Origin of the sequence: Williamsia sp. (genome assembly GCF_016462415.1) — a bacterium.
In the GTDB taxonomy this organism is placed as follows: domain Bacteria; phylum Actinomycetota; class Actinomycetes; order Mycobacteriales; family Mycobacteriaceae; genus Williamsia_A.
The window spans coordinates 56,885-82,993 of record NZ_JAEMTF010000010.1 but is presented as its reverse complement, the minus strand read 5'-3'; the positions used below and the strand labels follow the sequence as shown (position 1 = coordinate 82,993).

Annotated in this window: 29 protein-coding genes, 2 tRNA genes and 1 pseudogene; 8 read left to right on the top strand and 24 right to left on the bottom strand. The window is 68.9% G+C overall.

What is annotated here, in order from left to right:
* Positions 1-2: 2 nt before the first annotated feature.
* Positions 3-76: transfer RNA gene (locus JHC79_RS04580), tRNA-Ile, on the bottom strand.
* Positions 77-92: 16 nt separating this feature from the next.
* A tRNA-Asn gene (locus JHC79_RS04575) sits at positions 93-168 on the bottom strand.
* Between the two features lie 213 nt (positions 169-381).
* On the opposite strand from JHC79_RS04575, the gene JHC79_RS04570 reads away from it, so the two are divergent.
* Complete coding sequence (locus JHC79_RS04570; RefSeq protein WP_296388777.1) at positions 382-624, top strand: hypothetical protein; 243 nt, start codon at positions 382-384, stop codon at positions 622-624.
* A 2-nt stretch (positions 625-626) separates the two neighbouring features.
* On the opposite strand, the gene dnaG is transcribed toward JHC79_RS04570, so the two are convergent.
* The gene (gene dnaG / locus JHC79_RS04565; RefSeq protein ID WP_296388776.1) at positions 627-2,549 is read right to left on the bottom strand and encodes a DNA primase; all 1,923 of its coding nucleotides are present in this window, start codon (positions 2,547-2,549) and stop codon (positions 627-629) included.
* A 26-nt stretch (positions 2,550-2,575) separates the two neighbouring features.
* Positions 2,576-3,862 carry an MFS transporter gene (locus tag JHC79_RS04560; RefSeq protein WP_296388774.1) on the bottom strand — a complete coding sequence of 429 codons (1,287 nt, stop codon included), beginning with the start codon at positions 3,860-3,862 and terminating at the stop codon, positions 2,576-2,578.
* A 128-nt stretch (positions 3,863-3,990) separates the two neighbouring features.
* On the opposite strand from JHC79_RS04560, the gene JHC79_RS04555 reads away from it, so the two are divergent.
* Entirely contained in the window at positions 3,991-4,596 is a 606-nt protein-coding gene (locus JHC79_RS04555) for an XRE family transcriptional regulator (protein ID WP_296388772.1), read from the top strand.
* On the opposite strand, the gene JHC79_RS04550 is transcribed toward JHC79_RS04555, so the two are convergent.
* From JHC79_RS04550 to JHC79_RS04535, 4 genes are all read right to left on the bottom strand, one after another.
* Positions 4,570-5,775 carry a deoxyguanosinetriphosphate triphosphohydrolase gene (locus JHC79_RS04550; protein WP_296388794.1) on the bottom strand — a complete coding sequence of 402 codons (1,206 nt, stop codon included), beginning with the start codon at positions 5,773-5,775 and terminating at the stop codon, positions 4,570-4,572. The genes JHC79_RS04555 and JHC79_RS04550 overlap by 27 nt on opposite strands.
* Positions 5,776-5,884: 109 nt before the next feature.
* Positions 5,885-6,400 (bottom strand): cold-shock protein, encoded by a 516-nt coding sequence (locus JHC79_RS04545; protein ID WP_296388771.1) that lies wholly within the window; start codon positions 6,398-6,400, stop codon positions 5,885-5,887.
* A 117-nt stretch (positions 6,401-6,517) separates the two neighbouring features.
* The gene (locus JHC79_RS04540) at positions 6,518-7,912 is read right to left on the bottom strand and encodes a glycine--tRNA ligase (protein WP_296388769.1); all 1,395 of its coding nucleotides are present in this window, start codon (positions 7,910-7,912) and stop codon (positions 6,518-6,520) included.
* A 106-nt stretch (positions 7,913-8,018) separates the two neighbouring features.
* Positions 8,019-8,315, bottom strand: coding sequence for a hypothetical protein (locus JHC79_RS04535; protein WP_296388767.1), 297 nt, complete (start codon positions 8,313-8,315; stop codon positions 8,019-8,021).
* A 57-nt stretch (positions 8,316-8,372) separates the two neighbouring features.
* On the opposite strand from JHC79_RS04535, the gene JHC79_RS04530 reads away from it, so the two are divergent.
* The 3 genes from JHC79_RS04530 to JHC79_RS04520 all read left to right on the top strand — a co-directional run bounded on the left by JHC79_RS04530 (position 8,373) and on the right by JHC79_RS04520 (position 9,687).
* Positions 8,373-8,810 carry a MarR family transcriptional regulator gene (locus JHC79_RS04530; protein ID WP_296388765.1) on the top strand — a complete coding sequence of 146 codons (438 nt, stop codon included), beginning with the start codon at positions 8,373-8,375 and terminating at the stop codon, positions 8,808-8,810.
* A gap of 113 nt (positions 8,811-8,923) precedes the next feature.
* Positions 8,924-9,268 (top strand): metalloregulator ArsR/SmtB family transcription factor, encoded by a 345-nt coding sequence (locus JHC79_RS04525; RefSeq protein WP_296388764.1) that lies wholly within the window; start codon positions 8,924-8,926, stop codon positions 9,266-9,268.
* On the top strand, positions 9,265-9,687 hold the full coding sequence (locus JHC79_RS04520) for a Fur family transcriptional regulator (RefSeq protein ID WP_296388763.1): 423 nt from the start codon (positions 9,265-9,267) through the stop codon (positions 9,685-9,687). Before JHC79_RS04525 ends, JHC79_RS04520 begins: the two co-directional genes overlap by 4 nt.
* A 10-nt stretch (positions 9,688-9,697) precedes the next feature.
* On the opposite strand, the gene JHC79_RS04515 is transcribed toward JHC79_RS04520, so the two are convergent.
* Both JHC79_RS04515 and JHC79_RS04510 read right to left on the bottom strand, forming a co-directional pair.
* Positions 9,698-10,183 (bottom strand): SRPBCC domain-containing protein, encoded by a 486-nt coding sequence (locus JHC79_RS04515; protein ID WP_296388762.1) that lies wholly within the window; start codon positions 10,181-10,183, stop codon positions 9,698-9,700.
* Positions 10,180-10,945, bottom strand: a pseudogene (locus JHC79_RS04510) (DUF899 family protein). The gene JHC79_RS04515 and the pseudogene JHC79_RS04510 overlap by 4 nt, the downstream one beginning before the upstream one ends.
* A 105-nt stretch (positions 10,946-11,050) precedes the next feature.
* Between JHC79_RS04510 and JHC79_RS04505 the strand changes: the two are divergent.
* Positions 11,051-11,689 (top strand): TetR/AcrR family transcriptional regulator, encoded by a 639-nt coding sequence (locus tag JHC79_RS04505; protein WP_296388761.1) that lies wholly within the window; start codon positions 11,051-11,053, stop codon positions 11,687-11,689.
* The gene (locus JHC79_RS04500; protein WP_296388759.1) at positions 11,682-12,227 is read left to right on the top strand and encodes a dihydrofolate reductase family protein; all 546 of its coding nucleotides are present in this window, start codon (positions 11,682-11,684) and stop codon (positions 12,225-12,227) included. The genes JHC79_RS04505 and JHC79_RS04500 overlap by 8 nt, the downstream gene beginning before the upstream one ends.
* Before the next feature lie 7 nt (positions 12,228-12,234).
* On the opposite strand, the gene JHC79_RS04495 is transcribed toward JHC79_RS04500, so the two are convergent.
* The 13 genes from JHC79_RS04495 to hrcA all read right to left on the bottom strand — a co-directional run bounded on the left by JHC79_RS04495 (position 12,235) and on the right by hrcA (position 23,969).
* Positions 12,235-12,639: a hypothetical protein gene (locus JHC79_RS04495; protein ID WP_296388757.1), complete on the bottom strand. Its 405-nt coding sequence runs from the start codon at positions 12,637-12,639 to the stop codon at positions 12,235-12,237.
* On the bottom strand, positions 12,636-13,463 hold the full coding sequence (locus JHC79_RS04490; RefSeq protein ID WP_296388755.1) for an isoprenyl transferase: 828 nt from the start codon (positions 13,461-13,463) through the stop codon (positions 12,636-12,638). The genes JHC79_RS04495 and JHC79_RS04490 overlap by 4 nt, the downstream gene beginning before the upstream one ends.
* Positions 13,429-14,223, bottom strand: a complete 795-nt coding sequence (gene recO, locus JHC79_RS04485; RefSeq protein WP_296388754.1) for a DNA repair protein RecO — start codon at positions 14,221-14,223, stop codon at positions 13,429-13,431. Before recO ends, JHC79_RS04490 begins: the two co-directional genes overlap by 35 nt.
* 59 nt (positions 14,224-14,282) lie before the next feature.
* The gene (locus JHC79_RS04480) at positions 14,283-15,629 is read right to left on the bottom strand and encodes a DUF3533 domain-containing protein (protein ID WP_296388752.1); all 1,347 of its coding nucleotides are present in this window, start codon (positions 15,627-15,629) and stop codon (positions 14,283-14,285) included.
* A gap of 4 nt (positions 15,630-15,633) precedes the next feature.
* Positions 15,634-16,572, bottom strand: coding sequence for a GTPase Era (gene era, locus JHC79_RS04475; protein WP_296388750.1), 939 nt, complete (start codon positions 16,570-16,572; stop codon positions 15,634-15,636).
* Complete coding sequence (locus JHC79_RS04470) at positions 16,569-16,862, bottom strand: cytidine deaminase (RefSeq protein WP_296388792.1); 294 nt, start codon at positions 16,860-16,862, stop codon at positions 16,569-16,571. The genes era and JHC79_RS04470 overlap by 4 nt, the downstream gene beginning before the upstream one ends.
* A gap of 107 nt (positions 16,863-16,969) precedes the next feature.
* Positions 16,970-18,358 (bottom strand): hemolysin family protein, encoded by a 1,389-nt coding sequence (locus tag JHC79_RS04465; protein WP_296388749.1) that lies wholly within the window; start codon positions 18,356-18,358, stop codon positions 16,970-16,972.
* A 6-nt stretch (positions 18,359-18,364) separates the two neighbouring features.
* The gene (gene ybeY, locus JHC79_RS04460) at positions 18,365-18,910 is read right to left on the bottom strand and encodes an rRNA maturation RNase YbeY (protein ID WP_296388748.1); all 546 of its coding nucleotides are present in this window, start codon (positions 18,908-18,910) and stop codon (positions 18,365-18,367) included.
* Complete coding sequence (locus tag JHC79_RS04455; protein WP_296388791.1) at positions 18,907-19,899, bottom strand: PhoH family protein; 993 nt, start codon at positions 19,897-19,899, stop codon at positions 18,907-18,909. Before JHC79_RS04455 ends, ybeY begins: the two co-directional genes overlap by 4 nt.
* Before the next feature lie 189 nt (positions 19,900-20,088).
* A complete protein-coding gene (locus JHC79_RS04450; protein WP_296388745.1) occupies positions 20,089-20,871 on the bottom strand; it encodes an alpha/beta hydrolase in 783 nt (260 codons plus the stop codon).
* A 29-nt stretch (positions 20,872-20,900) separates the two neighbouring features.
* Positions 20,901-21,656: a 16S rRNA (uracil(1498)-N(3))-methyltransferase gene (locus JHC79_RS04445; protein ID WP_296388743.1), complete on the bottom strand. Its 756-nt coding sequence runs from the start codon at positions 21,654-21,656 to the stop codon at positions 20,901-20,903.
* A gap of 28 nt (positions 21,657-21,684) precedes the next feature.
* On the bottom strand, positions 21,685-22,836 hold the full coding sequence (gene dnaJ / locus JHC79_RS04440; RefSeq protein WP_296388742.1) for a molecular chaperone DnaJ: 1,152 nt from the start codon (positions 22,834-22,836) through the stop codon (positions 21,685-21,687).
* A 98-nt stretch (positions 22,837-22,934) separates the two neighbouring features.
* On the bottom strand, positions 22,935-23,969 hold the full coding sequence (hrcA, locus tag JHC79_RS04435) for a heat-inducible transcriptional repressor HrcA (RefSeq protein ID WP_296388740.1): 1,035 nt from the start codon (positions 23,967-23,969) through the stop codon (positions 22,935-22,937).
* A gap of 214 nt (positions 23,970-24,183) precedes the next feature.
* On the opposite strand from hrcA, the gene JHC79_RS04430 reads away from it, so the two are divergent.
* Positions 24,184-24,627 (top strand): type II toxin-antitoxin system VapB family antitoxin, encoded by a 444-nt coding sequence (locus tag JHC79_RS04430; protein ID WP_296388738.1) that lies wholly within the window; start codon positions 24,184-24,186, stop codon positions 24,625-24,627.
* Here JHC79_RS04430 and hemW read toward each other — a convergent pair.
* Positions 24,539-25,726 carry a radical SAM family heme chaperone HemW gene (gene hemW / locus JHC79_RS04425; protein WP_296388736.1) on the bottom strand — a complete coding sequence of 396 codons (1,188 nt, stop codon included), beginning with the start codon at positions 25,724-25,726 and terminating at the stop codon, positions 24,539-24,541. The genes JHC79_RS04430 and hemW overlap by 89 nt on opposite strands.
* Positions 25,727-26,109 lie beyond the last annotated feature (383 nt).

Genomic DNA, 26,109 nt, shown 5'->3' with positions numbered 1-26,109 from the left:
AGTGGGGCGGGCGGGGCTCGAACCCGCGACCAAGGGATTATGAGTCCCCGGCTCTGACCAACTGAGCTACCGCCCCGGGTCGAAGGGTGTTCTGGCTCCCCCAACTGGACTCGAACCAGTAACCGTCCGATTAACAGTCGGAAGCTCTGCCAATTGAGCTATGGGGGAATGCTGACGACCGTTGCCCGAGGATCGTGACCCTCCGTGCGCCGGACCGCGTCATGACTTTATCCCATCAGGTGCGCGGCACGCCAAATCGGTGTCCTCATCATCGCCGGACCCACGCCCGATGCGGTCTCGCCGAGCGGGATCGGGCAGGATGACAGACGATGATCATGGCCCTGTGATGACTTTCGATCACAGGCGGGAGGGTGCACAGCGATGGTTCGACTGCTCGCGTTTCTCGGCGTCGGGTACGTACTCGGCGCCAAGGCCGGCCGCCGCCGGTATGACCAGATCAGCGGCGCCTACCACGCGGTGACCGAGTCACCGGCGACCAAGAAGGCCGTCGACCTCGGCCGACAGAAGTTGTCGGAGAAGCTCAGTCCGCAGGCCCCGTTGACGCAGGTGCACCACATCGACGATTCCACGACGGTCTACGCGCCCCGCGACCCGCGGGACTGACCTCAGCCCGCCTGGGCGTTCGGGTCCACGGCCTGCTCGAGCAGGCTGCGCCGATACGCCTCCAGTGCGACCAGATCGCCGAACACCGCGTTGTAGGCCTCCGGGTCCTCCCCCGGTGACATGCGGCGCAGCCGAGACTTGATGTCGGCGATCTGTTCGCCGACCCACACCTCCTGCAGACGCGCGAGGACGCTGCCGATGTAGCGCGGGATGGCCTGCTCGGAGACGGGCATCGGCTCGACGGCGAGTTCGGTGAGCATCGAGGTGAGCACCGGGTTGTCCAACTCGCGTCCGATGACGTCGAGCCACTGCGCTCCCCCGAGGCCTGCTCCGGTACCACCCGCGGTCTGCATGGCCGTGCGGATCAGCGCGTACGCCGGCTCCGGGAAACACTCGACCGGTAGCGAGTCGAACACCGTGCCCGCGATCGCCGGGTACTGCAGCGCCGCCTTGAGCGCTTCGCGTTGCGGCCACAGTCGCGGATCGGTCGGTGACGGGCGCGCGGCCCCGGCCACACCCGCCGTCGGACTACTCGCGGCGGTGTTCCTGCGCGTACGCGCCTGCGCGCGTGCGCCCGCACCGGTGGTCATCGTCCCGGACGCCGACTCCTCACGGACGCGGGTGAGGACCTGTCGTTCGTCCTCCCAGCCGACCCACCCGGCCAGCTGCCGCGCGTACTCGTCGCGCAACGCGAAGTCCTTGATGCGCGCGACGACCGGGACGGTGTCGCGCAGCGCGTGCACCCGACCCTCGGCGGTCTCCAGATCGTGTCCGGCCAGCACCGCGCGAATGGCGAACTGGAACATCGGGATCCGCCGGGCGATGAGGTCGCGAACCGCGTTGTCGCCCCCGGACTGACGCAGCTCACACGGATCCATGCCCTCCGGGGCGATCGCGACGAAGGTCTGCCCGGCGATACTCTGCTCGCCCTCGAATGCCTTGAGCGCGGCGGCTTTACCCGCATCGTCACCGTCAAAGGTGTAGATCACCTCGCCGCGGAAGTACGAGTCATCCATCAGCAACCGGCGCAGCAGCGCCAGGTGGTCCTCACCGAACGCGGTACCGCACGAGGCGACAGCGGTGGTGACACCGGCGAGGTGCATCGCCATCACGTCGGTGTAGCCCTCGACGATGACGACCTGGTGCCCCTTGGCGATGTTCTTCTTCGCGTGGTCGAGACCGAACAGCACCTGAGACTTCTTGTACAGCATGGTGTCCGGGGTGTTCATGTACTTGCCCATGGTGTCGTCGTCGAAGATCTTGCGCGCGCCGAAACCGATGATGTCGTTGGCGAGGTTGCGGATCGGCCAGAGCAATCGACGCCGGAACCGATCCCGCGGCCCGCGCTGCCCCTGCTGCGAGAGACCGGCCGCCTCGAGTTCGGCGAACTCGAAACCCTGCGCCATCAACGTCTTCGTCATCGCGTCCCACGCCATCGGCGCGAACCCGCAGCCGAACTGTGTCGCGGCGGCCTGGTCGAAGTCGCGCTCGGTGAGGTAGTCGCGCGCCTTCTGGGCGTCCGGGGTCAGCAGTTGCTCGGCGTAGAACTTCTGCGCGGCGGCGTTGGCCGCGACCAGCCGGGCTCTCGTGCCGCGGTCGCGGGCGACGCTCGCTCCACCGCCCTCGTAGTTGATCTGGTAGCCGATGCGGTCGGCGAGCTGCTCCACGGCCTCGACGAACGGGATGTGCTCCAGCTTCTGCAGGAAGGTGTACACGTCGCCGCCCTCACCGCACCCGAAGCAGTGGAAGTGTCCGTGGTTGGGCCGGACGTGGAACGACGGCGACTTCTCGTCGTGGAACGGGCACAGCCCCTTGAGGCTGTCGGCACCGGCACGACGCAGCGCCACGTAGTCGCCGACGATCTCGTCGATGTGGGTGCGCTCGCGAATGGCCGTGATGTCGCGATCAGGGATTCGGCCGGGCACGGCTATGAGTGTATCGGTGGGCGCGACTACGGGGAGTCGCCGTGGCGGTCGGGGCTCGGGGCGCCGATCGTGCCGGGGTGACCGGCGACGACACCACAGATCGCCAGGGGCACCATCGTCGCGGTGAGAGCGATGAGCGGAACCGACCAGCCGTCGGTCGCCGAGTGCAGCACACCCATCGCCAGCGGTCCGGTGGCCGCGAGGAGGTAGCCCACCGTCTGTGCCGCCGCGGAGAGCGCGGTCGCCTCTGCCGCGGTCGCCGACCGCAGGTTCATCAGGACCAGAGCCAACGACAGCGCACCACCCTGACCGAACCCGATGACGATCGCCGACGGCCACGCACCCCACGTCCCGGTGCACAGGACGCCGAGCAGACCCAGCGTCGCCGTTGCGACCACGGCAAGGGACAGCAGGCGCTGCGACCGCATGCGGGTCGCGAGCACGGGCACTCCCAGGGCGGTGACGATGCTGGCCACACTGAGCGCGGCGAAGATCAGTCCGGCCTCGTCCGCCGACAGCCCGCGGTCACGATAGATGGTCGGCAGCCAGGCCACGGTGGCGTAGGCGAGCAACGATTGGATCCCCATGAAACCCGTGATCGCCCAGCGCATCCGCGCCGCACCCGGTCGGGACGCGACGGGTGTCGACGGCACCGGCACCGCGGGTGCGACCTCCCGGGCGCGACGCAGGCCCCGTCCGTGCGAGCCGGCGAGCAGGGCCACCGCGACGAAGGCGATGGCCGCGGGGATCGCCCACAGGCCGAGTGCGATCCGCCAGCTGTCGCCGACCGCCCGGGTGACCGGCGGGGTGATCCCCGACGCGATGCCCGCACTCACGCAGATGAGCGCCGTCAGCAGACCGGTCATCGCGCCGATGCGGTGCGGGAAGAGCAATCGGATCAGGACCGGCCCCAGCACATTGGCCACCGCGATGCCCAACCCACCGATCACCGTGCCCACCAACAGGATCGGCCAACCGGGTATGGCACGCAATGCCGAACCCAGTGCCAGCACCGCCATGCAGCCCGCTGCCACCGGCAGCGCGGAGAAGCGTCGGGCCAGTCGCGGGGCGACGCTCGCCCCCAGGCCGAGACACACCACCGGGCCGGTGGTCAGGAGGGCGACCTCGACCGACCCGAGCCCGTAGCTGTCGCGGATCTCGGAGATGACCGACGAGGCACTGCCGAACAGCAGGCGCAGGCTGACGCCGAGGGCGATCACGGCCAGCACGGCGAGAACACCCGCACGCCACGGCGCCGCCGATGGATCGGTCGGCGCGGTGTCGCCCGGCGCGGCCGGGGTCGATCGGGACATGCGCGGGCTCCTGCCGTAGTTCCTCGACGCGCAGTGTGCGCCGGATGATCGACCGACGTCAAACCCGGGAGGCAACACATCGACCCATGTGGTCACATACCTCCCGCGCAGGCGTTAATCTCGCGGGCATGACCGAACGGATCGACGAGCGGTGGATCGGACGTCGGGTCCGCACCCTGCGGCAGGCGCGCGGGGCGACCCTACGCGCGCTGGCGCAGGAGACCGGGCTGTCGGCCACCCAACTGTCCCGGATCGAGTCCGGGAGCCGCCAGGCGTCGGTCGGGACGCTGATCGAACTGTCCCGGATCTTCGGTATCACGCTGAGCGAGTTGGTCGCCGACACCACACCGGCTGCGGTGCACGTCATCCCCCGTGACCGACGCACCGTGCACCACACGGCCAGCGGCGACATCGCGGTGCTCAGCGGCGACCTCCCAGACCTGCACTCGATGCACCTCACGATCAGCCCCCACTGCTCCTCACCCACCGCACATCACGACGGCGAGGAGTGGATGTACGTGCTGTCGGGCACCGTCGAGTTGATCATCGGCGCCGATGGTGACGAACAGACCACGACGCTCGGGCCCGGCGACGCCGCGCACTTCCAGGCCCGCACCACCCACCGCGTCCGCAATGACGGCGACGCGAACACCGAGATCCTGCTGGTCGGTACCCGCGACCCGGTGCACGAGGCCCCTCGGACCGGCTCAGCCGAGGTGGGCCTGCGCCCCTGAGTTCTGTCGGTCGGTACGTTCGAGCCTGCCCTCGGTCATCGAGGCGATCTGGTCGACCACCACACGCATGCGCGCGGCGTCGTCGTCCGCGTTCTCCCACGCGGGCACGAACAAGGGGTCCAATCCGCCCGGCGCGGCCCGCAGCAACCACCCGGCGACGCGATGGATGCGGTCGCGCTGACGCTCCTGATGTGACTTGTGCCGGGCGTCGGAGAAGATGAACCGGAGCGCCACCGTCTTGAGGACCGCCACCTCCGCGGCGACCAGCGCGGGAACCGAGAGGTCCGCGCCGTAACGACACAGCGGCGCCTCCCCCGCCGACTCCCGGGTGCCGGCGATGGCCGCGGATGCGAACCGTCCGACCAGTTCGCTGGTGAGCGCCTTGAGCGCGACCGACTGCACGAGGGTTCCGTCGTAACCGTCGGCGGCGCGGACGATCTCCAGTCCGGCCAGACGCTGCGCGGCCTCGATGAGCTCGTTGGAGTCGAGACCGGCGAACTCGCGCACGCCGATCTCCGCGAGCACTCGTTGATCGTCGGGATCGCCGAGACTGCGCAGGTCGATGCGCCCGCCCATGATGCCGTCCTCCACGTCGTGCACGGAGTACGCGACGTCGTCCGACCAGTCCATGACCTGTGCCTCGAGGCACTGACGGGGGCCTGTCACCCCGTCACGGATCCATTCGAGCGCGGGCAGGTCGTCGGTGTAGGCGCCGAACTTGGTCCCCGGCTCGTCGCGTGCCCACGGGTACTTCAGGGTCGCGTCGAGCGAGGCGCGGGTGAGGTTGAGGCCGACACTGGCACCGTCGGCGTCGAGGAGTTTGGGCTCCAGACGCGTCAGGATGCGGAGGTTCTGGGCGTTGCCCTCGAATCCGCCGAAGTCCCCGGCGACCTCGTCGAGGGCCCGTTCACCGTTGTGTCCGTACGGCGGGTGGCCGATGTCGTGGGCCAGACCGGCCAGTTCGACCAGGTCCGGATCGCAGCCGAGCCCGATGGCGATACCCCGGCCGATCTGACCGACCTCCAACGAGTGGGTCAGACGGGTACGCGGCGTGTCGCCCTCACGGGGACCGACGACCTGCGTCTTGTCCGCGAGGCGGCGTAGCGCCGCCGAGTGCAGCACGCGCGCGCGATCGCGGGCGAACTCGCTGCGTTGTTCGCTCTGTGTTCCCGGGAGGATCGACGACTTGGGGCGCTCACCGACCGTCCTGCGCGTCGCGTGCTCGTCGTAGACGGCGACCCGATCCTGCGGGGATGTCACCGGTTCTCGGGCGCGGCTGCCGTCGCGGTCAGTCAACCACCCAGCCCCGCGCGATGGCGAAATCGGTGACACGGCTGCGGATCGCGATGATCTGCTCCGCGGTCAACGACCCCGAGGAGTCGAGCAGCAGCTCGGTCAACTCCTCGGTGAACACGGCCGAGTCGAGCACCGCCGAGTCGGATCCGCGCGATGCACGACGCGGCGCGGCGGCGCGATCACGGCCCTGGTCTCGCGAACCGTGATCGCGTGACCCGTGGTACGAACGCGCCCCGTGGTCCCGACCGTGATCGGAATCGTCGCGACGGCCGCCACGCGGCGGCGCGGCCGGGGCCGAACCGATGACCGAGACGTTGGTCGCCTTGGAACCGCGTTCGGTCTCCTCCACCTCGAACTCGACCTGGGCGCCCGGCTTGAGTTCCGACTCGTCGATGTCGATGTCGTTGATGTGCAGGAAGACATCAGCGCCTCCCGACTCCGGCGCGAGGAACCCGAACCCGCGATTCGCGTCGTAATGAACGACTTTGCCTGTCACTGCTTGCGCCACGACAACTCACTCTCCTCGTGCCGCCATCCACTCCGGACCCCTTGCCCGGCACGACGGCACCTGCCGTCGACTATGGCAGAGATCGACCCGAAGATCGATCCCGGAGACGAACGGGGTTCAGCAGCCGATCAACTCACCGGCGAGGTAGCCGGCCACCTTGTCGATGGCGATCCGCTGCTGGCTCATGGTGTCGCGCTCGCGGATGGTCACCGCATCGTCGTCGAGGCTGTCGAAATCGACGGTCACGCAGAACGGGGTACCGATCTCGTCCTGACGGCGATAGCGCTTGCCGATGCCCTGGGCGTCGTCGAACTCGACGTTCCAGTGTTGGCGGAGTTCGGCGGCGAGCGCCTTGGCCTTCGGCGAGAGCTGCTCGTTGCGGGAGAGCGGCAGCACCGCGACCTTGATCGGCGCGAGCCGGCGATCGAGTTTGAGCACGGTGCGGGTGTCGGTGCCGCCCTTGGCGTTCGGCACCTCCTCGTCGACCAGCGCGTCACACAGGAAGGCCATGAGCGAGCGGGTCAGTCCGGCTGCGGGCTCGATCACGTACGGGGTGAAACGCTCACCGGTCGTCTGGTCGAAGAACGACAGGTCCTCCCCCGAGTGCTTCGAGTGGGTGCTCAGATCGAAATCGGTGCGGTTGGCGACACCCTCGAGTTCACCCCACGGGCTGCCGGAGAAACCGAACTTGTACTCGACGTCGACCGTGCGCTTGGCGTAGTGCGAGAGCTTCTCGGCCGGGTGCTCGAACAGACGCAGGTTCTCCGGGTCGATGCCGAGATCGATGTACCACTGACGGCGGGTGTCGATCCAGTACTGGTGCCACTGCTCGTCCTCGCCGGGCTTGACGAAGAACTCCATCTCCATCTGCTCGAACTCGCGGGTGCGGAAGATGAAGTTTCCGGGCGTGATCTCGTTGCGGAAGCTCTTGCCGATCTGACCGATGCCGAACGGCGGCTTCTTGCGTGCCGTGGTCATCACGTTCTTGAAGTTGATGAAGATGCCCTGCGCGGTCTCCGGGCGCAGGTAGTGCAGGCCCTCCTCGGACTCCACCGGTCCGAGGTAGGTCTTGAGCATCATGTTGAAGTCGCGGGGCTCGGTCCACCGGCCGCGCGTGCCGCAGTCGGGGCACACGATCTCGGTCATCGGGACCGCGTCGGGATCGTCGAGTCCCTTCTTCTCCGCATACGCCTCCTGCAGATGATCCTGGCGGTGGCGCTTGTGGCAGTTCAGGCACTCGACCAGCGGGTCGTTGAACACGCTGACGTGCCCGGAGGCCTCCCACACCTGACGCGGCAGGATGACCGACGAGTCGAGCCCGACGACATCGTCGCGTGAGGTGACCATCGACCGCCACCACTGCTTCTTGATGTTGTCCTTGAGCTCGACACCGAGCGGACCGTAATCCCAGGCGGACTTCGTACCGCCGTAGATCTCGCCGCACTGGTACACCAACCCCCGGCGCTTGCACAGGTTGACGACGGCGTCGACTCGACTCGATGGTCCGGCCACGATGAACGCACACTCCACAGGGATCTCGGGATCAGGGTTGTGAACACCCGGCCGAGTGCGAACGCACAGGCCGCGGAGTTCCGATACAGCCTAGCCGCCGCCGGGGTCACCGATCGCGCGCCCGCTCCCCGCCATCGATCACCGCGGCCAGCCGTGGCGTTCGGGGCGCGAACACCTCGAGCACACCGATCGACCGCAGGTCGGGCACCGCACGACGCAGTTGCTCCTCGAGACGACGACTCTCCGGCGAGCCCTCGACCGCCCGCTCCAGAGCACGTGCGTTCGCGACGAACGCGGCGACGGTCCCCTTACGCACCTCGCGGCCCTCGAACACGGCGGTCTCCACCCCGTCGGCGAGGACATCAGCGGCCCCGACCGGGCGCGCCTGCGTGCTGTCCACCATGACAACTCCTAAAGTAGGTGTAATTTGTACGTTCAAATTACACGCAGATTGGCGACCATGGAACCCTCACTCGGCGATCGTGCGGCCAACGCACTGGCGACGCTGCTCAACCGACAGACCCGCGTCGGGCTGTATCGCAGCGTCACCGCAGGACTGGGAGACCTGGGGGTGACCCCGGCGACCTACACCGTGATCAGCGGCATCGCGCGACACGGCCCGATCAGCGCCGCCGGTCTCGCGCCGCTCGCCGGGGTGGAGCGCAGCGTGGCCAGTCGCTACGCCGCGCGCCTGGCCGAGGGTGGATTGGTGGTGCGCACCCCGGATCCGGCCGACGGCCGTTCGACCCTGTTGTCACTGACCGTCGACGGCGACCGGGTCATCGCCCTGATGCGGGAGCGACTGGGCGAGGAATTGGACCGCCGCCTGTCGGACTGGCCCGACGGGCTCGCGGAGTCCTTCGTCGACGGATTCGAACGCTTCGTCGACGAGCGCTGACCGATCGAGGACCACCCGACCACCTTGACATGGCCCACCACGCATATGAAAATGATTGCAATTAACGAGGCGGGTTCTCCCCCGCCAAATGTTCGTCCAGGACGGGACCACCGATGACCGACATCTCCGACGAGCCGATCGGCGATCAGCTCGAACCGACCGTCGCGCTCGACCGCGCGGCGCTCGACGGTGCGAGCGAGTTGCTGCGCGCGCTGTCGGCGCCGGTCCGGATCGCCATCGTGTTGCAACTCCTCGAGCAGGAAAGGTGCGTCCACGAGCTGGTCGGCGCACTCGGCGTCACCCAACCCCTGATCAGCCAGCACCTGCGGGTGCTCAAGGCGGCGGGCGTCGTCTCCGGACAGCGCAACGGCCGCGAGATCCTCTACCACCTCGTCGACGACCACCTCGCCCACATCGTCACCGATGCGGTCGCCCACGCCACCGAGCGGACCGAATGAGCGGGCGCGCCACCGCGACCGACACGGTCCCGGCGACCGGGGTCCGTGCCACCCGGCAACGCCACGCCATCGCGTCTCTGCTCAACACCGTCGACGAGTTCCGTTCGGCCCAGGAACTCCACGACACCCTCAAGTCCGAGGGCGAATCCATCGGCCTCACCACCGTCTACCGCAACCTGCAGGCACTGGCCGACGCGGGCGAGATCGACGTCCTGCGAACGGATTCCGGTGAGTCCCGGTACCGGCGCTGCTCGGCCGGACATCACCATCATCTGGTCTGCCGCGACTGCGGGACCACCGTCGAGGTACAGGCCGACCCGGTCGAGGACTGGGCCGCCACGGTCGCCTCCGATCACGGCTACACCGACGTCAGCCACACGGTCGAGATCTTCGGGCGCTGCCCCGACTGTCACGTCTGATCGGGCGACCTCAGGGACCGGTGGTCACGGCGCGCTCCAGCGCCGCCAGCGATTCGTCGAGGAAATCCGCCGGGAACGGTGGGAGACCGCCGATCTCGTCGCGGATCGCCTGCGGTGTGCCCGACCAGTCATAGGTCAACGTCACCTCTGTTCCCGAGCCCTGCGGTCGGAGTTCATATCGCCACACCCAGCCACCAGGGTCGTGCTTGCCGTCATCGGTGAGCTGCCCCGGCATCCACGCGATCTTGCGTCCGGGGTCGAACTCGGTGACGAGATTGTGCATGACGTAGGACCCACCGACGGCCTCGAGATACATGTTGACCGCGAACACGTGCCCGGTCCCGCTGATCGGGCTCGGGTCCACCGCGTCGCGCACCCAGTCGCCCGGCTCGGTGTCCTGATGCCGATCGGGGTCGGCGAGCGCGGCGAAGATGTGGTCGGCGGTCGCCGGGAGAACGCGACGCACCACGAGACGCTCGTCGGTCGGCGCCGTCATCGCCGCACCGCCTCCGAGCCGGCGGCGTCGGTCCCGTAACGCTCGGCGACGTCGGGTGAGTCCAGCCAGCCGGCGTACGCCGGTCCCTGCGGCCAGCCGTCGGGTGAGTCTTGCCACTGCTCCTGCCGACCGAACGGCAGCAGGTCGACGAGCGGGAAGGTGTGCGCGGCCTGCTCGACTCCGCGCGATGTCGTCGAGTAGGTGCGGAACACCCGATCCCCGTCGCGCAGGAAGACGTTGAGCGCGAACCCGCCGCCCTCGGGGGCGTCGACCTCGGCGCCGAACGTGGTGCCCGCCGCCGAGAACCACGGCATGCGGTTGCCGACCCGGTCGCGGTAGGCCGACGCCTCCCCGATCTCGGCATTGGTTACCACGACGAATCTGGCATCGTAGTTCGCGAGGAAGTCCAGGCGGGTGAACTGTGCGGTGAACGAGGTGCACCCACCGCACTGCCACTGCTCCCCGGGCGACCACATGTGGTGATAGACGATCAGTTGTGCGGCGCCGTCGAAGATGTCGGCGAGGCGGACCGGTCCGTCCGCGCCGACGAGGGTGTGGTCGCCGACCTCGACCATGGGCAGGCGGCGGCGTTGGGCGGCGTTGGGCGGCGATGGCGTCGAGTTCGCGGGTGGCGGCCTTCTCGCGTCTGCGCAACTCGTCGAGTTTGGTGCGCCAGGTCGCCGGCTCGACGACCGGCGGTAGAGCCGTCTCGGACTGCGCCGACGGGGCGATCGACGACGGCGGGTGAACCAACCGGGGCATTTCGACCTCCAATGTGTACGTTGTCTACATCTCGGTGTGGACACCGTATACATTGAGCTCGGTACGCGTCACCGATTCGGGCGAATCCGGCGAGAGGAGCAGGATATGACCGTCGCGCACTCACCCGATCGGCCGCGCTACCACCACGGCAACCTGCGGGAGGAGCTGATCGCGGGCGCGCTGACGGCAACGCGTTCCGGTGGCCCGGACGCGCTGTCCATCCGGGACGCAACCCGTCGAGCCGGGGTGACCCCGAACGCCGCGTACCGGCATTTTCGTGGCCGTGACGATCTGTTGGTAGCAACAATCGACCGCATCCAGGCGTCGATGGCGGCCGAGATGGACACCAAGCCCGCCGACGCCGACCCGGTCGAGGTGTTGCGTGCGGTGGGTCTCGGCTACATCCGCTTCGCTCTCGCCGAGCCGGGCTGGTTCGGCGTCGCGTTCACCGCGGTCGGGTCGGGAGACGCGACCCCTCTGCCGGCCCCGCTTGCCCGCCTGGTGGCAGCGCTCGACGGGCTCGTGACCGCCGGCGTGCTCCCGGAAGATCACCGCGCCGGTGCCGAGTGGCCGTGCTGGTCCGCGGTGCACGGCTTCACCTTCCTCGCGCTGCACGGACCACTACGACACCGCACCACCGAGGAGGTGCTCGCCGCGGCTCGACGCACGGTCGACACCGCCATCGACGGACTGCTCGTCGCCCATCGCACCACCGACACGACAGGAGATCCACCGCATGCGTGACCTCGTCATCACACAGAACATCACCGTCGACGGAGTCGTCGAGGCGACCGACGACTGGTTCGGCCGGGCCGGCGGCGACCCGGAGGTCGACGCCGCCCTCGCCGCCCAGCGCGACGCGTCCGACGGTTTCCTCGTCGGACGCGAGACATTCGTCGGCATGCGCGACTATTGGGGATCCAAGACCGACGACACGACCGGGGTGACCGCGCACCTGAACAGCGTGGCCAAATACGTTGCCTCGCAGACGTTGGACGATCCTCGATGGCACAACACCGAGGTGCTCTCCGGCCCACTGGCCGACGACGTCACACAGATCAAGAACCGACCCGGCGGCGACATCGTCTGCACCGGGAGCATCGGTCTGTGTCACGCGTTGATCAGCGCGGGACTCGTCGACGAGTTCCGCCTGTTCGTCCACCCGTTCGCGCGCGGATCCGGGCGGCGACTCTTCGACGCCACCGCACCGGCGCGTCTGACGCTCGTGGAGTCGACGCGGTTCCCGTCCGGGGTCATGCTCGTGCGGTACCGCACGGCGTGACAGGTGGTCAGTCGGTGAGTTGTCGGGACAATTCGACACCCGACGACAGCACCAGGTGCACCATCGTCAGCAACGCCGCGTCGGCGAGGGTGCCCGCCGGAAAGGTGTAGTGCTGCAACACATCCGTGGTCACCTCGGCCGACGCGCGTTTGATCGAACCGAAGCTCAGGTTCGTCGACAGCCGCTCGATGTCGGTGCGCAGGGCGTCGGTGTTGGGCAGGTCCCAGGCCAGCACCTGGGTCACCGACAGCACGTCGAGGCCCTCGCTCAGTGTCATCGCCTGCACCGCGGCCCGGGTGCCCTCGAACGCCAGGGTCAGCGAGGTCCCGTCGTCGCCGAGGGTGACATCGGCGACCCCGTCGAGGAGACGGGCGGCCCTGTCGATGAGGTCGGTCGCCGGTGTGGCGGTCATCGGGTCGTCCCGGGTTCGCCGACGCCTCCGAAGCGGCGGTCGCGCGAGGCGTATTCGACACAGGCGGCCCACAGGTCACGTCGGTCGAAATCGGGGAACAGCTTGTCCTGGTACACCATCTCGGCGTACGCGGACTGCCACAGCAGGAAGTTCGAGATACGCCGCTCCCCCGACGGGCGCAGGAACAGGTCGACGTCGGGCATGTCCGGCTCGTCGAGGTAGCGCGCGAAGGACGCCTCGGTGACCCGCTCGGGGTCGAGCTGCCCGGCCGCGGCACGGCGGGCGATCTCGCGCGCGGCGTCGGCGATCTCGGCCCGGCCACCGTAGTTCACGCACATGGTCAGGTTCATCACCGTGTTGTCCTTCGTCAGCTCCTCGGCGATCTCGAGCTCCTTGATGACGCTGCGCCACAGGCGAGGTCGGCGACCGGCCCATCGCACACGGACACCCATCTCGTGCATCTCGTCGCGGCGTCGGCGGATGACGTCGCGGTTGAAGCCCATCAGGAAGCGGACCTCGTCGGGGCTGCGCGACCAGTTCTCGGTCGAGAACGCGTAGGCCGACAGCCACGTGACACCGAGCTCGATACAGCCGCACACCGAGTCCATCAGGACGGCCTCACCGCGCTTGTGGCCCTCGGTACGGGGCAGGCCGCGGTCGGTGGCCCACCGGCCGTTGCCGTCCATCACCAGCGCCACATGACGCGGGATCAGCTCGGTCTGCAGCAGCGGCGGACGGGCGCCGGACGGGTGCGGGTCGGGCGGACGGATCACCCTGTCGGCGGCGGACTCAGCGAGCCGCTTCGCGGGGCGACGTAGAGCCATCACGGATTTCCTCTCCCACTCGGTGCGGCGCCTCGCGCTCGATCAGGGGCAGCGTCCGCAGCTGCCGTTCGAGATGCCACTGCAGATGTGCGGCGGTGAGCCCGCTGCACTGACGTCGCAGCGAATCACTCGCGTCGACCGTGTGCTCCCACTGGCCGCGGTAGAGCGCATCCATCAGGTCGAGCACGCCCGGTGACGGTGTCGCCGATCCGGGCGGACGGCAGTGCACGCACACCGAACCGCCCGCGGCGACGTGGAAGGCGCGGTGCGGGCCGGCGGCGCCGCAGCGCGCGCACGAGGTGAGCGCGGGCATCCAGCCGGCGAAGTCCATGGCGCGCAACAGGAACGCGTCGAGCACCAACTCGCGGGGCCGGGCGGCGTCGGCGATGGCGCGCAGTCCCCCGACGGTCAGCTTGTGCAGCCGATCGGCGGGTGCGCGCTCCTCGCCGGCGAGCCGCTCGGCCGTCTCGAGGATGGCGCAGGCACTGGTGTAGCGGCCGTAGTCGGCGACGATGGGTGAGGCGAACGCGTCGAGGCTCTCGACCTGGGTGACCACGTCGAGGTTGCGTCCGGGATAGAGCAGCACGTCGACATGGGCGAACGGCTCGAGACGGGCGCCGAACTTCGACCGGGTCCGGCGCACCCCCTTGGCGACCGCGCGGACCAGACCGTGCTGATAGGTCAGGAGCGTGACGATGCGATCGGCCTCGCCCAGCTTGTGCTGGCGAACCACCACTGCCTGGTCCCGATACAACCTCACCTGGTCATTCTTCCACCCGCGAGGTCATCCGGGCGGCACCGACCCGCGATCGCAGGCGCTCAACCGACCGACTCGACGGCCGCGGACGCCGGCGGTCGCGGAGCCCGCTGCCAGCCCTTCGCGTCATAGAACCGCACCGCGATCGACCCCAGTATCAGTCCCACCAGCAGCCCGACCGACGTCATGACCAGCGAATGACCCAGTCCGGCCGAGAAATCCCCACCGAAGTACAGGATCGAGCGAACGCCCAGATAGATCTGCCGCATCGGTTCCACCTCGGCCAGCCACGCGAACACCCGCGGACTGGCCTCCAGCGGGACCGCGCCGCCCGAGGACGGCAGCCCGAGGATGACGAAGAAGATGAGGTTCACGATCATGCCTGCGGTGCCGAACAACGCCATGATCGACGACGCCGTCACCCCTACCGCGGTGATCGCCAACGTCGAGTACATCCACAACGTGAACGGCGCAGGGTTGTCCATGCCCACCGCCGCACACACTCCGATGTACAGCGCGGACTGCACCATCGCGATGACGAACATGATCCACCACTTGGCCACGAGCGTCCCGCGGCGCGAGATGGGCAGCCGTTCCCGCAGCCGGTAGAGAGGGCCGATCTCGATGGGGATGAAGCCCAGCATGCCGTCGACGAGGGAGTGGACGATGAGTGCACCGGTGAACCCGGCGAGGACCAGCAGGATCGTGAAGTAGAACGCCGACAGGCCGTTCGCGGCGCCGCCCGGCAGCGGTTCTGCGTCGGACACCGAGAACACGACGGGTGCGGCGAAGGCGTAGGACGCCAAGCCGACGAACGGGACGTCGTTCTGGGCCAACCGGTCTCGGACCGTCTTGGTGAGCTGGGCGCCGAACTGTTCGTTGACCGACGTCTTGATCCGATCCACGGCGGTGGTCAGCACCGACGAGGCGAACGTGCCGGAGCGTCGGTTGGTCAGCACCTCGACCGTCGGCGGTGACGGGGTGGCGTTGCCGACCACGGACCCGGCGAGGTCGATGGCCGACTGGGAGAAGTCGGCCGGGATGATGATCACGCCGAACGTCTGCGCCGACGCGAGGCGATCCAACGCCGTCCCGCGATCGGTGACGCGCATGTCCAGTCCGGTGCCCTTCGTACCGGCGACGATGCCGTCCCCGACCTGCTTGCCGAAATCGGCCCGCGGGGCGTTCGCCCCCTGCGAGGCACCCGCGTCCTCCACGACGAGGTCGACCGAGAAGTCGTGCAGATGTTTCTCGGTGTCGACGATCGCGCCCATGTACATCGCGGCGAGCAGACACATGATGCCGACCACGGCCGCGATCGGGGCGACCCAGAAACGCGGGGTCCGCAGAAGTGCCATCACCGCGTGGGCGGACGTACCCTCATCGGGCTTCTCGTGCGCGCCGGGCACCGCCCTAGAACCCCATCTTCCGAAGCTGTTTGGGGTCGCGCTGCCAGTCCTTGGCCACCTTGACGTGCAACTCGAGGTAGACCCGCATGCCGAGCAGCCGCTCGATCTGGCCGCGGGCGGCGATGCCGACCTCCTTGAGCCGGGCGCCCTTCTTGCCGATGATGATGCCCTTCTGGCTGTCACGTTCGACGTAGAGGATCGCGTGCACGTCGACCATCGGCGCCTGGCTCTCCGGACGTCCCTCGCGCGGGATGACCTCCTCGATGACCACGGCGAGCGAGTGCGGGAGCTCGTCGCGGACACCCTCGAGCGCGGCCTCCCGGATGAACTCGGCCATCAGGACCTGCTCAGGTTCGTCGGTGAGTTCGCCGTCGGGGTAGAACGCGGGACCGGTCTCCATCAGCCCGACCAACACATCGGTGAGCACGTCGAGCTGCTGCCCGGAGGTCGCCGAGACGGGGATGACCTCGCGCTCGCCGCCGAGCAGCGCCGAGAGCGCCAGCAGCTGCTTGGCCACCCGGTCGGGGGTGACCCGGTCGATCTTGGTGACGACGCCGAACAGGGTCGTCTTGGGCGCCATCCGGGTCACCTGGTCGACGATCCACCGGTCACCGGGGCCGATCGCCTCGTCGGCCGGGATGCAGATGCCGATGGCGTCGACCTCGGAGTAGGTGTCGCGGACCAGGTCGTTGAGCCGCTGTCCCAACAACGTCCGGGGCCGGTGCAGCCCGGGGGTGTCGACCAGGATGAGTTGCGCGTCATCGCGATTGACGATGCCGCGGATGGTGTGGCGGGTCGTCTGCGGACGGTTCGAGGTGATCGCGATCTTCTCGCCGACCAGCGCGTTGGTCAGCGTCGACTTACCCGTGTTGGGTCGGCCCACGAAGCACACGAAACCCGAACGGAACGTGTCTGATCCGGTGTTGTTCAGTCGATCGGTCATGTGCGGTCTCCGCTGTGCGCGAGTCGCACGGACTCGCGGCCGGCACGGTCGGTGATGATCACCGTGACATCGACGCCGAGATCGGCGGCCGCGGGCAGGCCCGGGTCGTCGGCCTCGCCTCCGAGCAGCACCGCCGCCTCGAGTCCGGTCGCACCGCTCGACGCGGCGACGGCCACTGCGACCTGCAGGGCCGAGAGCGACAACGTCGGCAACGACACGGGTGCCGCGGCGTATGTGCGGCCGTCGGTGTCGCGGACCGCAGCCCCCTGCGTCGCCTCGACGCGGCCCATCGCTCCGCGGGCGAGCACGGCGAGCTTTGCGTCCTCGGCGTCGAGGCCGCCCGGACCGGTGACCGCGGTCCAGCCATCGGGCACGATCAGCTGGTCGGGTGGGGTGCTCACGAGATTCCTTCCGTCGCACGTCGCGATCCCGACCTGGTGTCGGTGTCGGTGTCGTCGGGCTCGACGACATCGGGTGCGGACTGATCCTCCTCCAGGTCGTCGACATGCTCGCGCTCGACCACCACCGAGGTGATGCGCAGACGGCCCTGACGGTTCGGTCCCCCCTCGGCGACGAACTGCAGTCCGTGGGAGACGACATGTGATCCCGGGAGCGGGACGCGGCCGAGTCCGAGCCCGACCAACCCGCCGACGGTGTCGACGTCGTCCTCGTCGATCTCGATGTCGAACAGCTCGCCGAGGTCCTCGATCGGCAGCCGGGACGACACCCGGTAGCGACCGTCCCCGAGGTCCTCGATCGGCGACCCCTCGTCGGTGTCGTACTCGTCGTTGATCTCGCCGACGATCTCCTCGAGCACGTCCTCGATGGTCACCAGTCCGGCGATGCCGCCGTACTCGTCGACCAACAACGCCATGTGGTTACGGATGCGCTGCATGTCGGCCAGCACCCGGTCGAGGGGTTTGGAGTCGGGGATGAACTCGGCGGGGCGCATCAACTCGTCGACCCCGACGCGCCGGGCCGCGGAGTCGGAGTCGGGTGCCGAGGTCGGCAGGGTGCGCTGCACCAGGTCCTTGAGATAGACGACGCCGACGATGTCGTCGGGGTTCTCGCCGATCACCGGAATACGCGAATGGCCGGACCGCACGGCCAGGCTCGTCGCCTGCGCCACGGTCTTGTCCGATTCGATCCAGATCATCTCCGGGCGCGGCACCATCACCTCGCGAGCAGCGGTGTCGCCGAGGTCGAACACGGATTGGATCATCCGGCGCTCGTCGGCGTCGACCACGCCCCGCGCCTCGGCCATGTCGACGAGTTCGCGCAGCTCCACCTCGGTCGCGAAGGGACCGTTGCGATAGCCCTTACCGGGCGTGATCGCGTTGCCGAGCAGGATCAGCAGACGGGTGATCGGGCGGATCAGGAACCCGAGCGCCTGCAGCAGCACCGCCGAGGTCAGGGCGATCGAGTACGCGTTCTGGCGGCCCAGTGTCCGCGGGCCGACGCCGACCATCACGTAGCTGACGAAGGCCATCACGACGACCACGAGGACGACCGCCGAGAACGTGCTCAACACGTCGAGGGTCACCACGGCGACCAGCGCGGTCGCGGTGATCTCGCAGACGATGCGCATGAGGACGGTCAGGCCGACGTACGTGGCGCGGTCGACGAGGACGGCGCGCAGACGCACCGCACCGGCGCGGTCCTCGCGGATCATGTCGTCGACACGGGCGGCCGACACGGTCAGCAACGCGGTGTCGATGGCGGCGAACAGTCCTCCGAGCGGGATCAGAGCGATCGCGAGGAGGAGGAGCCACACCTGGGCAGGCACCGGTGCTCAGCGCTCCCGGGGCTCGGGGGTGAAACCGATCCGGTCCAGCAGCGTCGCGTCTCGCGCCTCCTGGCGCATCCGACGTTCCTGCTCGCGGCGCCGGGCGTACCAGGAGTCGATGATCTGGCCCTGTAGCCCGAACATCTCCTTCTCCTCGTCCGGCTCGGCGTGGTCGTATCCGAGCAGGTGCAGCACACCGTGCACGGTGAGCACCGCGAGTTCGTGTTCCACCGAATGACGCGCGGTCGCGGCCTGGGCGGCGGCGAACTCCGGGCACAGCACGATGTCGCCGAGCATCGCCGGTCCCGGGTCAGGGGTGTCCGGACGTCCACCCGGGGTGAGCTCGTCCATCGGAAAGCTCATCACGTCGGTGGGGCCGGGAAGGTCCATCCACCGCAGGTGCAGTTCGGCCATCGTCTCGTTGTCGACGAGGACCATCGACAACTCTGCGCCGGGGTGCACATCCATCTCCCCGAGGGCGAAGTCGGCGACATCGACCAACATGTCCTCGGGGACGTCGACACCCGATTCGTTGGAGACCTCGATGCTCACGAGCGCCGTCCACCACCGGCCGAGCGACGCGCCGAACCGGCGACCCGGTCGATCGCCTGCGATTCTTCGAACTTGCCGTAGGCGTCGACGATGTCGGCGACCAGCCGGTGTCGGACGACGTCCGCGCTGGTCAGGGTCGCGAAGTGGATGTCGTCGATCCCGGTCAGGATGCGGCTCGCCGCACGCAGGCCGCTCTCCGAGCCGCCGGGCAGGTCGACCTGGGTGACGTCGCCAGTGACGACGACCTGCGACCCGAACCCGAGCCGGGTCAGGAACATCTTCATCTGCTCACCGGTGGTGTTCTGGGCCTCGTCGAGGATGATGAACGCGTCGTTGAGGGTGCGACCGCGCATGTACGCCAGCGGGGCCACCTCGATGACGCCCGCAGCCATCAGTTTCGGGATCGAGTCGGGGTCCATCATGTCGTGCAGCGCGTCGTGCAGCGGCCGGAGGTAGGGGTCGATCTTCTCGTGCAGCGTGCCCGGCAGGAAGCCCAACCGTTCGCCGGCCTCGACCGCCGGCCGGGTCAGGATGATCCGGCTCACGGCCTTGGCCTGCAGCGCCTGGACGGCCTTGGCCATGGCCAGGTAGGTCTTGCCGGTACCCGCAGGCCCCATCCCGAAGACGATGGTGTTGGCGTCGATGGCGTCGACGTAGTGCTTCTGGTTCAGCGTCTTGGGACGGATCGTCTTGCCGCGACGGGAGATGATGTCGAGGCTGAGCACCTCGGCCGGCGACTCCTTCGAGCCGTTGGTCAGCATCGACACACTCTGCCGGACGAGATCCGGGGTCAGCGGGGTGCCGGCCCGGACGACCGAGACCAGCTCGGCGAGAACGCGTTCGGCCGTCGCCACATCGGGCGGCGTGCCGGTGAGCGTGACCATGTTGCCGCGGACGTGGATGTCGGCGGTGAGCAGGGACTCCAGGGTGCGCAGATTCGCGTCACGGGCACCGAGGAGGCCGAAGATGACGTCCGGGGAGACCTCCATGCCCGATTCCACCCGACCCGGCCCCCGGGCGGTACCGGCACCGGGGTCGCCGGCAGTGCTCGCGTCAGTCACCAAGCGTTTGTCTCCCACATCGTCGATGGCGGCCGTGTCAGCTCCTGAGCACGGCGTAGACCACGAGTCTACTGCCATCGGCCATCAGAACTCGATGTGATATCCCTGCCGGAGGCCTCAGATGCCGAGGCGGCGCAGTGTCTCGCGGTGACAGCGGCTGGTCGGGTCGACGAACGCCTCGTGCCCCTCACCGACCACCGTGACGAGCTCGACCGACTGCCCGTTGGCGCGGACCCGGTCGACATAGGACCTGCTCATCTCGAGCGGGACCGAGACGTCGAGGTCACCCTGGACCACGACGACGTGGGCGGGGATCACCGGCAGGTACACCGGTGAGGCGTCGCGGTAGCGATGCGGGGTCTCGGCATAGCTCGCGCCGATGAATGCCGCGAGCGCGACGTGGCCGTTCTGTCCCACCCGGACGAGGTCGGTCGCGGGCGCCTGGACCACGATCGTGGTGATGGTCGCCTTCGGGGTCTTCGCACCCAGCCGGCCGACGGCCCACAGTGCGAGCTGACCACCCGCGGAGTGGCCGATCACCGACACGTGCGAGAAATCGGCACGCCGGGCGATCTCGGGGGGAAGGGCGGCGCGGACGGGGCCGTCGAGCGCCAGGATGCCGTTCGCGACGTCGTATCCGGTGCGCGGCCATCCGCCGCCCTCCTCGCCGACCCGGCGGTACTCGACGTTCCAGACGATGGCGCCACGTTCGGCGAGGTTGCGGGCGATCGGCGTCTCGACGATGAGCTCGAAGTCGGTGGACCAGTAGCCGCCGTGGATGATGACCACGACCGGGATGGGGTGCGGGTCGTCGTCGGGTCGTGCGGGCGGCAGCACCGGCAGATACAGGTGCCCGAACTGCGAGTTGGCCTCGCCGTAGTCGACCTTGAGTCGTTTCACCGCTGCTCTCGTACCGACGCTGTCCGCGGTCACCGCACGGCCCACCGGGGAGTCAGCGCACCGATCGCCCCCAGTGCGACCGCGGCCGCGGTCGAGGTGCGCAACACCTCGGGGCCCAGCACCACCGGGCGAGCGCCGAGCGCTCCGAAATCCTCGATCTCTCCCGGGTCGACGCCGCCCTCGGGGCCGACGACGAGCAGCACCTCCGGCGCGTCGCGCAGCGGCAGGTCCGCGAGTGATTCCCGGCCGTCCTCGTGCAACACCGCCACCACACCTCCACGCTCGATCACATCAGTGATCATCAATCGCACAGACGCTGTGCTCGCCAATCCTTCGACGACTGGAACATACGCCCGGCGGCTCTGCTTCGCAGCGGTGGCGGCGGCCGAGCGCCATTTGCGCAGGCCCTTCTCCTCGCGGGGGCCGACCCACCGGGTCACGCACCGCGCGCTCTGCCAGGCGACGATGCGGTCGGCACCGGCCTCGGTGGCCAGTTCGACGGCGAGTTCGGAACGGTCGGACTTCGGGACCGCCTGGACCACGGTCACCGTCGGCGTCGGGCGGTCGTGGGTGCGGCGCTCGACGACGGTGGCGCGGAGTCGGTCCTTGGACAGGGTCGCGGCGACCTCGCAGGTCGCCACGGTGCCCGCGCCGTCACCGAGCATGATGCGGTCACCGGCGGCGATACGCGTGACGGTCACCGCGTGGTGTCCCTCGGTGCCGGCCAGTTCGGCGAGCCCACCCACCGGCGGCACCTCGTCGATCCAGAACAGCGGCGGGGTCATCGGCGACGAGGTGACATGGGCGTGGGGCTCAGCGTCCGGCGAAGGCGTTCCGCAGCCGGGAGAACAATCCCCCGCTGGCCGCGGACGCGGTGTCGACCAACTCGAGATGCTCCGACGTCGCGACCTGTCGGTACTCCTTGAGCTTCTGGGCCTGCTTGCCGTCGAGCTTCGTGGGGACGACGACGTCGAGGTGGACGTGGACGGTCCCACGCACCCCGGTGTGCAGGTGCGGCATGCCCTGACCGCGGATCTTGGTGACCTGGCCGGGCTGGGTTCCCGGCTCGACAGTCACCATGGCGTGCCCGCCGAGGACGGTGTCGATCTCCAGCGAGGCCCCCAGCGCGGCGTCGACCATCGGCACCCGAACGGTGCAGTGCAGGTCGTCGCCGTCCCGGACGAACACGTCGTGCGGCTTCTGGACGACCTCGACGTAGAGGTCACCCGCGGGTCCGCCACCGGGGCCGACCTCGCCCTGTCCCTGCAGACGCACGCGCATCCCCTCGCCGACACCGGCGGGGATCTTCACGGTCATGGTGCGACGCGACCGGACGCGTCCGTCGCCCGCGCACTTGCGACAGGGGTCGGGGATGGTCTGGCCGGTGCCACCACAGGTGGGGCACGGACGCGAGGTCATCACCTGACCGAGGAACGAACGCTGCACCGACTGGATCTCGCCCGCGCCCTTGCAGGTGTCACAGTTGACCGGCTTGCTGCCGTCGTGGCCGCCGGACCCCTTGCAGACGTCGCACAGGACGGCGGTGTCGACGGTGACCTCGTTGGAGACCCCGGCCGCGCATTCGTCCAGGTCGAGCTGCATGCGCAGCAACGCGTCGGAACCGGGCTGGACGCGGCCGCGCGGACCACGTCCGCCGCCGGCGCCACCGCCGAAGAAGGCCTCGAACACGTCGCCCAGACCGCCGCTGCCGCCGAACCCGCCGCCGCCGAAGCCACCCGACCCCGCCGACGCCAGCGGGTCTCCCCCGGCATCGACGATGCGGCGCTTCTCCGGGTCGGAGAGCACCTCGTAGGCGGTCGACACCTCGGCGAACCGCTGTTGGGCGGCCTCGTCGGGGTTGACGTCCGGGTGCAGCTCGCGGGCCAACTTGCGGTAGGCGCGCTTGATCTCCGAGTCACTGGATCCAGGGGCGACGCCCAGGATTCCGTAATAGTCACGTGCCACTGCGCAGCAATGTCCTTCACTAGATCGAGATGTGGTGGGGGCACCGGGTCGTCGGGGACCGGGGGTGCCGGGTCGGCGCGAGGCGCCGCGAACGCAGATCAGCGTTCGGCGAGCACCTCACCGACGTATCTGGCAACGGCTGCGACCGACGCGATGGTTCCCGGATAGTCCATCCGAGTGGGCCCCAACACGCCCAGACCACCGAAAACAGTGCCCGGGGCACCGTACCCCGTGGACACGACGGCCGCGCCACGCAGGTTCTCGGTCCGGGTCTCCTCACCGATCTGGACCGTGACGGTGCCGGGGAGCTGGGTCGCGGCGAGGAGTTTGAGAACGACCACCTGCTCCTCGAGGGCCTCGAGAACGGAGTCCATCGAACCCGAGATGGGCGCGAAGTCGGCCGCCGCCCGGGCGAGGTTCGACGTGCCGCCGAGCACGAGCCGGTCGTCGGTGCGTTCGACGAGCGTCTCGACCAGCACGGTCGCGATGCGGATGACCGCCTGGCGCAGGTCGTCGGGCGCCGCGTTGGCGATCTCGGCGACCGCGTGCGACGCGATCTCCATCCGCTGGCCGTGCAACGCGGCGGAGAACATGTCGCGCAGCCGCATGATGTCGTCGTCGTCGAGTTCCTGGCTGGCGTCGACCATCCGCTGTTCGACACGACCGGTGTCGGTGATCACCACGAGGAGCAGCCGGGCCGGGGCGAGCGCGACGATCTCGAGGTGCCGAACGGTGGCCGACGACAGCACCGGGTACTGGATGACGGCGACCTGACGGGTGAGCTGCGCCAGGAGTCGCACCGACCGCCTCAGCACGTCGTCCAGGTCGACACCGGAGTCGAGAAAGCTCAGGATTGCGCGTCGCTCCACCGACGACAGCGGTTTGACCTCGGAGATCCGGTCGACGAACAGTCGGTAGCCCTTGTCGGTGGGCACGCGTCCGGAGCTGGTGTGCGGCTGCGCGATGTACCCCTCCGCCTCGAGGACGGCCATGTCGTTGCGAATGGTGGCACTGGACACGCCGAGGTGGTGGCGGTCGACGAGCGCCTTCGACCCGATCGGCTCCTGGGTGGCGACGTAATCGGTGACGATGGCGCGCAGGACCTCGAACCGCCTCTCGTCGGTACTCGACACGTTGCGTTCACCTCCTCCGGCGTGGCATCGGACCCGCGCGGCCCGGATCTGTGGTCTGTCCGTCGAGTTTACGTAGCCGACACCGCCGACGTCGCCGACGTGGCCGCGGCCGCGGCCGCCGAGACCCCCGCGCGGCCCGGTGGGGCGGCTACGGTGGACCGAGCCCGGCCGCGGAGGATCTTCGCCGGCGCCGTCTGAGCCAACAGGGGGGCAAGTGATCTTCAAAGGTGTCCGGAACGGGAAGCCCTATCCCGACCACGGTCTGTCGATGCGCGACTGGGCGCAGATCCCGCCCCGTCAGTTCCGGCTCGACCAACTCACGACGGTCACGACGGCGCTGGCGTTGGACAAGCTGCTGTCGGAGGACTCCACGTTCTACGGCGACCTGTTCGCCCACGCCGTGCGCTGGCAGGGCGAGATGTACCTCGAGGACGGTCTGCACCGCGCGGTCCGCTCGGCACTGCGCAACCGGCACATCATCCACGCCCGTCTGCTCGACCTCGACGCGATGGCCGGGTCGATCGTCGAGGCCGCCCCGTCGGACTCGGTGACGACCGCGCCGATCCCGGCTAGTCCACCAGCAGCTGACGAATCACCCCGTCAGCGAGCAGACGCCCACGGTTGGACAGAACCACCCGATCGTCGCGCAGCACGGTGAGTCCGGCGTCGGTGGTGGCCACGGCCTGGACTCGCTCGTCCGAATCCAGTTCGCTCAGCGGCAATCCCACGCTGCGCCGCAGTCCGAGCATCACCCGTTCGGTGTGCTGATCGGCCGGCGTCAACTCCTCCACCATCGCGACCGGTAGTTCGCCGTCGCGCAACGAGACCGCGTAGCGCCCCGGGTGTTTCACGTTCGACCACCGCACACCGGCGACGTGGGAATGCGCGCCCGGGCCCGCACCCCACCAGTCCGAGCTGTCCCAGTAGGCGAGGTTGTGTCGGCACTGGGCGGTCAGATCTCCGGCGCGCGCCCAGTTCGACACCTCGTACCAGTCCAGTCCCGCGGCCGTGAGCCGTTCGTCGATCATCTCGTAGCGGTCGGCGAGGACGTCGTCGTCGGGCGCGGGGAGTTCGCCGCGCCGGACCCGACGGGCCAGTGCCGTGCCGTCCTCGACGATCAACGCGTACGCCGAGACGTGGTCGACCCCCGCAGCGAGGACGGCGTCGAGGGTCCGAGCCAGGTCGTCGTCGCTCTCCCCCGGCGTGCCGTAGATGAGGTCGAGGTTGACGTGGCCGAACCCGGCGGCCGTCGCCTCCTGTGCAGCGGCGACGGCCCGGCCGGGCGTGTGCGTCCGGTCGAGCGTCGCGAGCACGTGCGGGGCGGCCGACTGCATCCCCAACGACACCCGCGTGAACCCCGCCGCCAGCAGTCCCTCGAAGAACTCCGGCGACGTGGACTCCGGATTGGACTCGGTGGTGATCTCCACGTCCGCGGTGAGGTCGAAGTACCTGCGGACCACGTCGAGGACGCCGGCGAGCCCGTCGGCCCCGAGCAGCGACGGGGTGCCCCCACCGACGAACACCGTCGACACCGGCCGCACCGGGGCCAGACGGTCTGCGGCGATCGCGAGCTCGACGTCCAGCGCGACGTGCCACTGCTCGGGCGAGGAGTCAGCTCCGAGTTCACCGGCGGTGTAGGTGTTGAAGTCGCAGTATCCGCAGCGGGTCGCGCAGAACGGTACGTGGACGTAGAGCCCCAACGGGGTCGTCGGGTCGCAGCTCGGGAGCACGAGAGGCTGCTGCTGCGTGACGGTCATCCCCCGATCATCCATCGTGGGCCTCCGGGAGCGGATATCGCCGGGGAATGATCGTCGCCACCACGCGGTTGGTCAGGGGTACGACACCGGGCGCGGGATCGTCAGAACGTGATTGCGCTCACGATGATCCAAAGTTATCGCAAGTAGACGCAGTGAGGGAGGCCGTGGCACTATGGGCGACGTGATTTTCCCCGGGGTGTGGCTTGCCGAACGGCGCCACATAGACCTCAAGCGCGTCTGCAGCGCTTTCTGTCTCTTCTGACCGCGCTCCGCAGCAGAAGAGTCTCTTTTTCCACCTCCTCCGGCGCTGCCTGCGCGGTCGTCTCGTGCCCGCATCTCGATCGCACCGTGAGCCGCCAGCCCCGGCTCGCCCGACCGGATCG